We start from the raw sequence: 12,403 nt of genomic DNA, 5'->3' as shown, positions 1-12,403 counted from the left end.
TCGATGCAGGCACGGTCCTTGACGTCGACGCACGGCAACGCGATCACATAGGTCACGGGAGGGAGGGTCCTTTCCTCGACACGGTCCCCCCAGTCTAGGAGCCAGCGCCGGACCGGGCCGACGTCCGCGCGGCGGAGGTCGACGACGCGGCGGGCACACGCGGCCAGACCGCCACGATCGCGGTCAGCAGCGTCGGTCCGATGACCCACACCTGCCCGGCCACGCCCGCGGGGATGAGCACGGACCCGCCCGCGCTCTCCACGCTGAACAGTCCGATCGTGCCGATCACGCCCGCCGCGAGAAGAACCGACGGCAGCCGTCCCTGGAGCAGCAGCCGGCACGCGAGCGCCACGGCGGCGACCGCCGCGAGCGAGATGAACAGGCCGATGTACACGGTGATCCCCCACACGGACACCGTGATCTGATGGGCGACGGTTCCGACCGCCGCGAAGACCACGCCGAGCACGGCCGCCACGACGGCGGCCAGAACGCGGGAGCGGGCGGAGGGACGCTCGGCTGGGGAGGGGGGTGTCACCGTTCCAGGGTACCCGTCGGCCGGGTCGTGCCGCGCGAACGTGGATCTGGACGACGGGCGCTGCGTGGGTCTACTCTCTAAACGCCTGCAAAGCAGAGCCTAACCTTAGGGGACCACCTCGGCGGCCCTCGAACGACCCCGCCCCGAAAGCTGTCCCATGTTCGCGAACTTCCTCATCGGCCTGCGCGAAGGCCTCGAGGCCGCCCTCGTCGTCGGCATCCTCATCGCCTATCTCGTCAAGCTGGAGCGACGCGACCTCATCCCCCGCATCTGGATCGGCGTGGGCATCGCCGTCGTGGCGAGCCTCGGCATCGGCGCCGCCCTGACCTGGGGACCGAGCACGCTGACCTTCCAGGCGCAGGAGGCCATCGGCGGGGGGCTCTCACTGATCGCCGTCGGCTTCGTCACCTGGATGATCTTCTGGATGGGGCGGCAGGCCGGATCGATGTCCACCGCGCTTCGCGGCGGCATCGACAGGGCCATCAGCGGCTCCGGCTGGGGGCTGGTGCTGCTGGCCCTGCTCAGCGTCGGCCGCGAGGGCATGGAGACGGCGCTGTTCGTGTGGTCGACGATCGGGCCGTCGGCGAGCGCCGAGCACGCGACGCAGGCGTTCATCGGTGCCGTGCTGGGCATCCTCGTGGCCGTGGTCATCGAGATCGTCATCTACCGCGGGCTCATCGCCATCCGCCTGGACCGCTTCTTCACCTGGACCGGCTATGCGCTCATCGTCGTCGCTGCCGGGGTGCTGTCGTACGGCATCGGCGACCTACAGGAGGCGGGACTGCTCCCCGGCTGGGGCGCGGTCGCGTGGAGCCTCGGCGCGGTCATCCCGCCCGGCAGCTGGTGGGGGGCGCTGCTCGGCGGCATCCTCAACCTCTCCCCCGAGCCGACGTGGCTGCAGGTCGCCGCGTGGCTCTGCTACATCGCCGTCGCCATCCCCCTCTTCGCCCGGATCGTCCGGGCGGGTCACCGTGCCCCCGCCGCCCCGGCGAGGACCCTCACAACCGGAGTACACGAATGAAGAAGCTGACCGCCCTGACCGGCACCGCCTCCGCGGCCGCCCTCGCCCTCGCCCTCAGCGGCTGCGTGGCGAACAACCCGGCCGGAGGGGACGCACTCGAGGTCACGATCACCGATGACGGCTGCGCGGTGTCCGCGGCGACCGCGAGCGCCGGTCCGATCACCTTCGCGCTGAGCAACGAGGGCACCCAGCTCAACGAGTTCGAGATCCTCGCCGACGACAAGCTGCGCATCGTCGGAGAGAAGGAGAACATCGCGCCGGGCCAGAGCGTGAGCTACATCGCCTCGCTCCCGGCGGGCGACTACTTCACCGAGTGCAAGCTGAACATGGTCGGCGAGGGCATCGGCACCGCGGCGTTCACCGTCAGCGGCGAGGGCGGTGGCGTCTCCGCCGCCGATCAGGAGGCGAGCGACCAGGCCGTCGCCAACTACGTCTCCTACATCAAGGACCAGGTCGGCGAGCTCGTCCCCGCCGTCGCCGAGTTCACCTCCGCCTACCGCGAGGGCGACGACGACAGGGCCAGGGAGCTGTTCGCCACCGCCCGCACCCACTACGAGCGGATCGAGCCGACGGCGGAGGCCTTCGGCGACCTGGACCCGAAGATCGACTTCCGCGAGCCGATGGCATCCGAGGACGGGATCGCGTTCACCGGCTTCCACCGCATCGAGAAGGACCTGTGGGCACCGGACGGCTTCACGCCGAGCGACGACGCCGGTCGTGCAGAGCTGGCCGACGGACTGGACGCCAACGTCCAGGAGCTCTACGACCTCGTGTACGCGGACGACTTCACCGTCTCGCTCGCGGACATCTCCAACGGTGCGATCGGGCTGCTCGATGAGGTCGCGACCTCGAAGATCACGGGCGAGGAGGACGAGTTCAGCCACACGGACCTGTGGGACTTCCAGGCCAACGTGGAGGGAGCGTCCGTCGCCTACGGCAACGTCAAGGACATCGCGATCGCCAGCGGGGCGGAGGGCGAGGAGCTGACGGCGGAGATCGACGAGCGCTTCGAGCAGCTGAACGCCCTCCTCGCGCAGTACGGCTCGCTCGAGGACGGCTTCGTGCTGTACACCGATCTGAGCACGGAGCAGGTGAAGGAGCTCTCCGACGGCATCAACGCCCTCGCCGAGCCGCTGTCGCAGCTGACGCACACCGTGCTCGGCGTGCCGGCCGACGGCGAGTAGGACGGCGGTGGCACGCAGGGAACGCCGGGGACTCGGCCGCTCCCGCCCGGCGCGGACGGGCGGGGTCACCGGGGCGCCACTCGGAGACGCGGCGACCGACGGCGACTCGGCGACCGGAGGCGACGCGGCGACCGGAGGCGACTCGGCGACCGGCCCCGTCGCGCCGGGTGACGGTTCCTCCCCCGGACGGCGCGGGCTCAGCAGGCGCGGGCTCTTCGCGGCCGCGGCCGGTGCCGCGGGCGCCGCCGCCGTCGGCACGGGCGGTTTCGCCGCCGGCCGCGCATCGGCGGGCGGCGGCAGCTCGCCCGCCGTGTTCTTCGGGGAGCACCAGGCCGGCATCGTCACGCCCGCACAGGACCGGCTGCACTTCGCCGCCTTCGACGTCTCCTCCAGCGCCAGCAGGGAGAACCTCATCGAGCTGCTGCAGGACTGGACGGACGCCGCGGCCCGGCTGGTCAGGGGGCTCGACGTCACTGAGGAGGGAGCCGTCGGCGGCCCCGCACTCAAGCCCCCTGACGACACCGGGGAGGCGCTCGGGCTCGGCGCCTCCGGCCTGACGCTCACCTTCGGCCTCGGGCCCACCCTGTTCCGGGACCGCGACGGGACCGACCGCTTCGGCCTGGCCGACCGCAAGCCCGAGCTGCTGGCCGAGCTCCCCCACTTCTCCGGCGATCAGCTGGACGCGGCGCTGTCGGGTGGCGACCTCTGCATCCAGGCGTGCGCCGACGATCCCCAGGTCGCCGTCCACGCGATCCGCAACCTGTCACGGATCGCGTTCGGCCGGGCGTCGCTGCGCTGGTCCCAGCTCGGCTTCGGCCGCACCTCGTCGACGTCGACCGCGCAGCAGACCCCGCGCAACCTGTTCGGCTTCAAGGACGGCACGGCCAACATCAAGGCCGAGGAAACCGGCACCGTCGACGCACAGGTGTGGGTCGGCGAGGACGACGGGCCCGACTGGTTGGTCGGCGGCAGCTACCTGGTGACGCGCAAGATCCGGATGACGATCGAGATCTGGGACCGGCAGTCCCTCGACGAGCAGGAGCGCGTCATCGGCAGGGACAAGGGCGAGGGCGCACCGCTGAGCGGTGGAGGGGAGATCACCGAGCCGGCGTTCTCGGCCCTCGGGCCGGACGGCAGGGGCATCGACGTCGACGCCCACGTGCGTCTCGCGCACCCGACGAGCAACGACGGGGCGAAGCTGCTCCGCCGCGGGTACAACTACGTCGACGGCAACGACGCCCTCGGGACCCTCGACGCCGGACTGTTCTTCATCGCGTACCAGCGCGACCCGGTCGCCCAGTTCACGGCGATGCAGCGGCGGCTGGCCGGATCGGACCTGCTCAACGAGTACATCACGCACGTGTCGTCCGGCGTGTTCGCGATCGCCCCCGGCATCCGCGAGGGCCAGCACATCGCCCAGGCGCTCTTCGAGGACTGATCGTCTCGACCGACGACGAACGCGGCCGCCCCACCGGGGACAGCCGCGTTCGTCAGGAGCCGGTCGGCTCAGCCCTGGCGCTTGAGGCGCGCGGTGTTCCGGGCGCGGGCCTGGGCGTCGAGCTCGACCTTGCGGATGCGGACGTGCTCGGGGGTGACCTCGACGCACTCGTCCTCGCGGGCGAACTCGAGGCACTCCTCGAGGGTCAGCTGACGGGACGGGGTCATCGACTCGAAGGTATCGGAGGTGGACTGGCGCATGTTCGTCAGTTTCTTCTCCTTCGTGATGTTCACGTCCATGTCGTCGGCGCGCGAGTTCTCGCCGATGACCATGCCCTCGTAGACCTCCTCGGTCGGGTTGACGAAGAACGTCATCCGCTCCTGGAGGGCGATGATGGCGAAGGGCGTGACCACGCCGGAGCGGTCCGCGACGATGGAGCCGTTGTTGCGGGTGACGATCGACCCGGCCCACTCCTCGTAGCCGTGCGAGATGGCGTTCGCGATGCCCGTGCCGCGGGTGATGGTGAGGAACTCGGTGCGGAAGCCGATCAGGCCGCGCGAGGGGACGATGAACTCCATCCGGACCCAGCCGGTGCCGTGGTTGCTCATGCCGTCCATGCGCCCCTTGCGGGCTGCGAGCAGCTGCGTGACGGCGCCGAGGTACTCCTCGGGCACGTCGATGGTCAGGTGCTCGTACGGCTCGTGCGTCTTGCCGTCGACCTGCTTGGTGACCACCTGGGGCTTGCCGACCGTGAGCTCGAAGCCCTCACGGCGCATCTGCTCGACGAGGATCGCCAGCGCGAGCTCGCCGCGGCCCTGGACCTCCCAGGCGTCGGGCTTGCCGATGTCGACGACCTTGAGCGACACGTTTCCGATCAGCTCGCGGTCGAGGCGGTCCTTCACCATGCGGGCGGTCAGCTTGTGACCCTTGACCTTGCCGACCAGGGGCGAGGTGTTGGTCCCGATCGTCATCGAGATCGCCGGGTCGTCGACCGTGATGGCCGGGAGCGGGCGGATGTCCTCGGGGTCGGCGATGGTCTCGCCGATGGTGATGTTCTCGATGCCGGCGATGGCGACGATGTCACCGGGTCCGGCCGACTCGGCCGGGTAGCGGTCCAGCGCCTTCGTCACCAGCAGTTCGGTGATGCGGGCGTTCGAGTGCGTGCCGTCGTGGTGCACCCAGGCGACGGTCTGGCCCTTGCGGATGGTGCCGGCGAAGATGCGGAGAAGCGCGAGGCGGCCGAGGAACGGCGAGGCGTCGAGGTTGGTCACCCAGGCCTGCAGCGGCGCCTCGTCGTCGTAGGTGGGTGCGGGGATGTGGGTGAGGATCGCGTCGAACAGCGGCTCGAGGTCCTCGCTGTCCGGCAGTGCGCCGTTGGCGGGCTTCACCTGCGAGGCGCGCCCCGCCTTGCCGGAGGCGTACACGACGGGGACGTTGAGGATCGCGTCGAGGTCCAGGTCGGGGTGCTCGTCGGCCATGTCGCTGGCGAGGCCGAGGAGGAGGTCCTGGCTCTCGGCGACGACCTCGTCGATGCGCGCGTCGGGACGGTCGGTCTTGTTGACCGCGAGGATCACCGGCAGCTTCGCCTCGAGCGCCTTGCGCAGCACGAAGCGCGTCTGCGGCAGCGGGCCCTCGGAGGAGTCGACGAGGAGCACGACGCCGTCGACCATGGACAGTCCGCGCTCCACCTCGCCGCCGAAGTCGGCGTGGCCGGGGGTGTCGATGACGTTGATCGTGATCGGGCCGTCGGTGGCGTGGACGCCGTTGTACGAGATCGCCGTGTTCTTGGCGAGGATCGTGATGCCCTTCTCACGCTCGAGCTCGTTCGAGTCCATGGCCCGGTCGTCGACGTGCGCGTGGGCGTCGAAGGAGTTCGTCTGCTTGAGCATGGCGTCGACCAGGGTGGTCTTGCCGTGGTCGACGTGGGCGACGATAGCCACGTTGCGGAGGTCTGTGCGCGTGGCAAGAGCCATAAAAGTTTTCCTTGATCTAGTTTCCGGGCGAGCTGCCCGCGACGGGTGTTGAGGGGCCTGAGATCGGCGCGGATGGTGCCACCACCCCACACTTAACGAATACAGCTTACCGCTCGCGGGTGCCGGCCGCGATGCGAACCCCGCGAGCGCGGCGATAATGGGGGCATGCCGTCCCCCCGCGATGTCCTCACCGTCCGTCCGCGCCTCGCCGGTTGGGCGTGGATCGTGATGATCGCCGTCGTCGGCTGTTACACCGCCGCCGACGCCGCGCTGCGCGGCTATCCGCTCCTGGCCGGCACCGTGCTCGCCTGGTGCGCCGTCGTGGCGTGGTTCATCGCCGGGGTGCTGCTGCGCCCGCGGCTGCACGCCTCGGACAGTGGCGTCGTCGTGCAGAACCCGTGGGTCACCCACGAGCTGCCCTGGGCGGCCCTGCGCTCCGCGGAGCCGGGACTGCAGCTGACGCTGATCGCCGAGGACGGCGCCCAGATCAGGGTGTGGTCCGTGCCGAGCAGCGGGATCGCTCTGCGCACGCACAGCATCAGGGAGGCGGCCGCGCACGACGGCCGCGTCGTGACCGATGCGACACGCGGCCCGGCCGTCGCCGACGCCCTCGAGTCGATGCGCGACCGGTTCCTCGCCGCGGGCGATGCCCCCTCGGGTCCACGGCGGCGGAGCGTCGACACCCCGTCGCTCGTCGTCGGCGGCGCACTTCTCGCCCTCGCCGTGGGCCTGACCCTCTCCGCCGCGCTGTAGAACCGGAACGAGGGCGGGCCCGTGCCGATGCACGAGCCCGCCCTCGTTCCGTTTGAACCGCGAGAGGAGCTAGAGGCGACCGAACTCGAAGTTGCCCCCGGGGATGGCCTCGAGCAGTTCCCTCGTGTAGTCCTGCTTCGGGCTGTCGAAGACCTCGTCGGTCGTCGCCTGCTCGACGATGCGGCCCTGACGCATCACGCAGACGTTGTCCGCCACGAGGCGCACCACGGCCAGGTCGTGGGTGATGAACAGGTAGGTCAGCCCCAGCTCGGTCTGCAGCTTGGTGAGAAGGTCGAGGACCTGCCCCTGCACGAGCACGTCGAGCGCGGAGACGGCCTCGTCGAGCACGATGACCTCGGGGTTCAGCGCGAGGGCGCGCGCGACCGCGACACGCTGGCGCTGGCCGCCGGAGAGCTCGTTCGGGTAGCGCAGCTCCGTTGAGCTCGGCAGTGACACCTGCTCGAGCAGCTCGCGCACCGTCGCCCGGCGGGACTTCGCGTCCCCGATGCCGTGGATCAGCAGCGGCTCGGCGATGGTCGAGCCGATCGAGCGCAGCGGGTCGAGCGAGCCGTACGGGTCCTGGAAAACGGGCTGCACCCGGCGACGGAACGACAGCAGCTCACTCCGCGGCAGCGTGCCGACGTCCTTGCCGTCGAAGGTGATCGAGCCGGAGGTGATGTCCTCGAGCTTGAGGACCATCTTCGCCACGGTCGACTTGCCGGAGCCGGACTCCCCCACGAGCGCCGTCGTGGTCCCCTTCGGGATGGAGAAGCTCACGTCGTCGACGGCGGTGAAGTCGGTCTTGCGGAAGCCGCCCTGACGGATCTGGTACACCTTCGTCAGGTTCTTCACCTCGATGAGGTCGCCCGCGGCACTGGCCTCACGCGCCTCCGCCCGCTCCACGATCGAGATGTCGCGGGTGACGGGTGCGAGCGCCCCCGACTCCTCCTCGTCGTTGCGCACGGCCTGGATGCGCCGCGACGCCAGGCTCGGCGCCGCCGCGACGAGCCGCTTGGTGTACGGGTGCTGCGGGTCGGCGAGGATCTCCTGCGAGCTGCCGTACTCGACGATCTTGCCCTTGTACATCACGACGAGCTTCTCGGCCCGCTCGGCCGCGAGGCCCAGGTCGTGGGTGATGAACAGCACCGAGGTGCCATAGTCGCGGGTCAGGGTGCCGAGGTGGTCGAGGATGCGGCGCTGCACGGTCACGTCGAGCGCGCTGGTCGGCTCGTCCGCGATGAGCAGCTTGGGCCGCGCGGACAGCCCGATCCCGATGAGGACGCGCTGGCGCATCCCTCCGGAGAACTGGTTCGGGTACTGGCGCAGACGCGAGCCCGGATCACTGAGCCCGGCCTCCTCGAGGACCTCGATGACGCGCTTCTTGGCGTCCTGTCCTCGCAGCTGCGTGTTCGCCTCGATCGTCTCCCTCACCTGGAAGCCGATGTTCCAGACCGGGTTGAGGTTCGACATGGGGTCCTGCGGGACGTAGCCGATCTGGCTGCCGCGGACCCGCTGGATGCCCGACGCGTTGAGCGTGGTCAGGTCCGTGCCGTCGAACAGGATCGACCCGCCGGTGACCTTTCCCGTACCGGGGAGCAGATCGATGATGGCCTGCGCCGTCGTCGACTTGCCCGATCCGGACTCGCCGACGATGGCCAGGTTCTCCCCCGGCATGATGGAGAAGCTGACCCCGCGGACGGCGGGGACGACGCCCGACTGGGTGGTGAAGCCGACCTCGAGATCGGTGATCTGGAGGAGCGGCGTGGTGGCGGTGGCTGCGTTCTCGCTCATCGGCGGGCCCTCGCTTTCGGGTCGAGCGCGTCGCGGACGATGTCACCGAGCAGCAGGAAGGCAAGCACGGTGATGGCGAGCGCGGTCGCGGGGAAGAAGATCAGCTCGGGTGCCTGACGGATCGAGCCCTGCGCGGTCGAGATGTCGCCGCCCCAGGACGGAATGCTCGGCGGCAGGCCGATGCCGAGGAACGACAGCGAGGCCTCCGCGACGATGTACGTTCCGAGGCTGACCGTGGCGATGACGATGACCGGCGCCAGCGCGTTCGGGATCACGTGCCCGAGCAGGATCTTGCTCCTGCTCAGGCCGAGGGCGACCGAGGCCATGACGTAGTCGGAGTTCTTCGCGGTGAGCACCGCTCCGCGCATGATGCGGGCGATGATCGGCCAGCCAAACACCGCGAGCACGATGGAGAGGGTGATCGCGTTGCGGTCCCAGGGCATCACCTGCATGACGATGATGGCGCCGAGGATCGTCGGGATGGCGAAGAAGATGTCGCCGAGGCGGGACACGAGCGAGTCGAGGAACCCGCCGTAGAAACCGGCGAGGGCGCCGATGATGCCGCCGATGAGCGTGGCGAGCAGAGTCGCGAGCAGACCGACGGTCACGGACGAGCGCGTTCCGTAGAGGATGCGCGAGAACACGTCACAGCCCTGCTTGTCGAAGCCGAGCGGGTGGCCGGCCGAGGCCGGGTCGAGGCTCTGACCGATCTTGCACGCGCCTCCGGTCGGCAGCGACGCCGTGAACCACTGCGGGAACAGCGCGACGACGACGATGACGGCGATGAGCGCCGCGCAGAGCCAGAACAGCCAGCGCTTGCGCATCGCCTGCCAGGCGTCGCCCCAGACGGACTGGGCCTTCTGGCTCTCGTCGACCGCGTCGACCGCGACGACGGGGGTTTCCTCGATCGGGGCGACGTACCGGCCGCCGCCCTGTCCTGGCGTATTACTTGACATAGCGGATCCTCGGGTCGAGAACGGCGTAGAGCAGGTCGACGAGCAGGTTGGCCAGCATGAAGATGATGACCATCACGGAGACGAAGGCGACGACGGTGGGGCCCTCTCCTCGCTTCACCGCGTCGAAGACGGTGCCACCGACGCCCTTGATGTTGAAGATGCCCTCGGTGATGACGGCGCCGACCATGAGCGTTCCCAGGTCGGTGCCGAGGTAGGTGACCACGGGGATGAGGGAGTTGCGCAGCACGTGGACGCGCACCACCCTGCCCCTGCTGAGCCCCTTGGCCTTCGCCGTGCGCACGTAGTCGGCGCCGGCGTTCTCGGCGACGCTCGCACGGGTCAGGCGGAGCACCTGGGCGATGGACACGCTCGCCAGCACGAGGGCCGGGACAATGAGCTCGAGCCAGGTGGCCGCGGACGACACCGAGGGGTTGATCCAGCCGAGTTTGACGCCGAAGACGTACTGCACGACGAAGCCGATGACGAAGGTCGGCACCGAGATGAAGATGAGGCTGACGACGAGCGAGACCGTGTCGAAGGGCTTGCCCTTGCGCAGGCCGGCGAACAGACCGGCAGTGACGCCGATGACGGCCTCGAACAGCAGCGCGAGGAGCGCGAGACGGGCGGTGATCGGGAAGGCGTGCACCATGACGTCGATGACGGCCCGCCCGGAGTAGGTGGTCCCGAAGTCGCCGGTGAAGATACCGCCGATCCAGAGCAGGTACTGCACGATGAACGGCTTGTCGAGGTTGTACTCGGCCCTCACCTGCTCGATGACCGACTCGGCCGGGGGACGGTCCCCGTACAGGGCGGCGATCGGGTCGCCCGGCATCGCGAAGACGAGGAAGTAGATGAGGAACGTTGCCCCGAAGAAGACGGGAAGCAACTGGAGTAGGCGCCGTCCGATGTACCAAAGCATCAGTCGATCACCGCCATGTTGTCGTACATGTGGTCACAATCGGTATGTCTATGAGGGGTGGTAGACGCACGATGACGTCCGGGACGGGTTCGCCCCGGACGTCACCGTCAAGGAATCAACCTCGGGTCAGATTAGCCCTTGGTGATGGCGTAGTACAGCGGGACCGAGTTCCAGCCGTACTGGACGTTGCTCACGGTGTCAGCCCAGACGCCGTTGACGTTCGAGTACCACAGCGGCACGACGGGCAGGTCCTTCAGCAGAACCTCCTGCGCCTGCTCGTACTTGGCGGTCGCGTCCTCGATCGAGGCGGCCTGGCCGCCCTCCTTGAGCAGGTTGTCGAACTCGTCCGAGCTGTAGCGGCCGTAGTTCGAGCCGGCACCGGTCTGGTAGAGCGGCTGGAGGAAGTTGACCATCGACGGGTAGTCCGCCTGCCATCCGGAACGGAAGGCGCCGGTCATCTTGTCGTTGTCCTCGTCGTCGAGCAGCTCGGAGAACGTGGCGTACGCCTGCGGCTCGGCCGTGATGTCGAGCGAGTCGGCGATCGAGTTCGTCGCGGCGGTCACCCATGCCTCGTGGTCGCCGTCGGCGTTGTAGGCGATGGTGAACGTGTCGTCGTACTCGGAGATCGCGTCGGCCTTGTCCCACAGCTCCTTGGCCTTCGCCGGGTCGTAGCTGAGCACGTCGGCGCCCTCGAGCGAGTCGCTCCAGCCGTCGATCACGGGCGAGGTGAAGTCCTTCGCCGCGGTCCGGGTTCCGTCGAAGATCGCGTCGATGATGCTGTCGCGGTCGACGGAGAGCGAGATGGCCTGGCGGCGCAGGTTGCCCTCCTCGTCGTTGCCGAAGTGCTCGAGGTACTGCGGGATGGTGAACGACTGGAAGATCGCGGCCGCCTGGTTGACGGAGCGGTCACCGAACTCGTCCTCGTAGCTGGCGAAGGTGCTGGAGGGCACCTGGTCGAGGACGTCGAGGTTGCCCGACTGCGTGTCCGAGTAGGCGGTGTCCTGCGAGGTGTAGAAGGTGATGTCCACGCCGCCGTTGACCGGGGTGCGCGGGCCGTCGTAGTCCTCGTTGGTGACGAGCTTGATGCCCTCGTCGTGCGACCAGGCGTCCTCGCTGGCGAGCTTGTACGGACCGTTGCCGATGGGCGACTCGCCGAAGGCGTCGATGTCGTCGTACGCCGACTCGGGCAGCGGCATGTAGGCGGAGTAGCCCAGGCGGATCGGGAAGTCGGCCTCGGCGTTGGTCAGCGAGACGGTGAAGGTGAGGTCGTCGGTCTTCTCGAGGCCGGTGAGCTCGCTGTCTTCGTCGTAGCTGAAGCCCTGGATGTTGTCGAAGAAGTAGGAGCTCGACTGGGCGTTGCTCAGCAGCGCGCCGTAGTTCCACGCCTTGATGTACGAGTCGGCGGTGACCTTGTCGCCGTTGGTGAAGGTCAGGCCGTCCTTGAGCTTCACGGTCCAGACCGTGTTGTCGTCATTGGGCTCGATCGACTCGGCGTTGTCCATCTCGATGCCGCCGTTGGCGTCGTAGCTGACCAGGCCGGCGAAGACGAGGTCGATGATCTTTCCGCCGCCCACCTCGGTGGTGTTCGTCGGGATCAGCGGGTTCTGGGGCTCGGTGCCGTTGGTCGAGATGACGGCCGTGGCGTCTCCCGTGCTCTCGGATCCGCCCTCGTCGGAGCTGGCGGAGCAGCCCGCGAGAACGAGGGAAGCGATACCGAACGTCGCGACTGCGGCGATCCCTCTGCGCTTGTTAATCAATGTTTCCTCCTGTGCAAGAGAATCAGGTCGGGAGTGGGATACACGCCCGAGCATGCTTGCTTTGACTTTAGGCGCG

10 protein-coding genes are annotated in these 12,403 nt (G+C 68.9%); 4 read left to right on the top strand and 6 right to left on the bottom strand.

Translation table 11 applies throughout. The features are described 5' to 3' along the window. Positions 1-94: 94 nt before the first annotated feature. Positions 95-535 carry a hypothetical protein gene (locus FM119_RS02425; protein WP_179205161.1) on the bottom strand — a complete coding sequence of 147 codons (441 nt, stop codon included), beginning with the start codon at positions 533-535 and terminating at the stop codon, positions 95-97. Between the two features lie 157 nt (positions 536-692). Between FM119_RS02425 and efeU the strand changes: the two genes are divergently transcribed. Genes efeU through efeB form a run of 3 tightly spaced genes read left to right on the top strand, consistent with a single transcriptional unit; the run spans position 693 to position 4,178 of the window. Next, on the top strand, positions 693-1,556 hold the full coding sequence (efeU, locus tag FM119_RS02420) for an iron uptake transporter permease EfeU (RefSeq protein ID WP_087136107.1): 864 nt from the start codon (positions 693-695) through the stop codon (positions 1,554-1,556). After that, positions 1,553-2,740, top strand: coding sequence for an iron uptake system protein EfeO (gene efeO, locus FM119_RS02415; RefSeq protein WP_087136106.1), 1,188 nt, complete (start codon positions 1,553-1,555; stop codon positions 2,738-2,740). The genes efeU and efeO overlap by 4 nt, the downstream gene beginning before the upstream one ends. Positions 2,741-2,747: 7 nt before the next feature. Continuing rightward, positions 2,748-4,178, top strand: coding sequence for an iron uptake transporter deferrochelatase/peroxidase subunit (efeB, locus tag FM119_RS02410; RefSeq protein ID WP_087136105.1), 1,431 nt, complete (start codon positions 2,748-2,750; stop codon positions 4,176-4,178). 68 nt (positions 4,179-4,246) lie between these two features. Here the strand turns inward: efeB and typA are convergent, their stop codons facing one another. After that, on the bottom strand, positions 4,247-6,151 hold the full coding sequence (gene typA, locus FM119_RS02405; RefSeq protein ID WP_087136104.1) for a translational GTPase TypA: 1,905 nt from the start codon (positions 6,149-6,151) through the stop codon (positions 4,247-4,249). A 165-nt stretch (positions 6,152-6,316) separates the two neighbouring features. Here typA and FM119_RS02400 point away from each other — a divergent pair, with 165 nt between their 5' ends. Next, a complete protein-coding gene (locus tag FM119_RS02400; protein WP_087136103.1) occupies positions 6,317-6,904 on the top strand; it encodes a hypothetical protein in 588 nt (195 codons plus the stop codon). A gap of 69 nt (positions 6,905-6,973) precedes the next feature. Here the strand turns inward: FM119_RS02400 and FM119_RS02395 are convergent, their stop codons facing one another. The 4 genes from FM119_RS02395 to FM119_RS02380 form a co-directional block, all read right to left on the bottom strand. Beyond that, positions 6,974-8,695: a dipeptide ABC transporter ATP-binding protein gene (locus FM119_RS02395; protein ID WP_087136102.1), complete on the bottom strand. Its 1,722-nt coding sequence runs from the start codon at positions 8,693-8,695 to the stop codon at positions 6,974-6,976. Beyond that, the gene (locus FM119_RS02390) at positions 8,692-9,651 is read right to left on the bottom strand and encodes an ABC transporter permease (protein ID WP_087136101.1); all 960 of its coding nucleotides are present in this window, start codon (positions 9,649-9,651) and stop codon (positions 8,692-8,694) included. Before FM119_RS02390 ends, FM119_RS02395 begins: the two co-directional genes overlap by 4 nt. Further along, positions 9,641-10,570: an ABC transporter permease gene (locus tag FM119_RS02385; protein ID WP_087136100.1), complete on the bottom strand. Its 930-nt coding sequence runs from the start codon at positions 10,568-10,570 to the stop codon at positions 9,641-9,643. The genes FM119_RS02390 and FM119_RS02385 overlap by 11 nt, the downstream gene beginning before the upstream one ends. A 131-nt stretch (positions 10,571-10,701) precedes the next feature. Beyond that, positions 10,702-12,327, bottom strand: a complete 1,626-nt coding sequence (locus tag FM119_RS02380) for a peptide ABC transporter substrate-binding protein (RefSeq protein WP_245827206.1) — start codon at positions 12,325-12,327, stop codon at positions 10,702-10,704. Between the last annotated feature and the right edge of the window lie 76 nt (positions 12,328-12,403).

It is taken from the genome of Mycetocola reblochoni REB411 (assembly GCF_900163835.1).
Classification (GTDB): domain Bacteria; phylum Actinomycetota; class Actinomycetes; order Actinomycetales; family Microbacteriaceae; genus Mycetocola_B; species Mycetocola_B reblochoni.
This window is presented reverse-complemented; position numbering and strand designations above follow the sequence as displayed.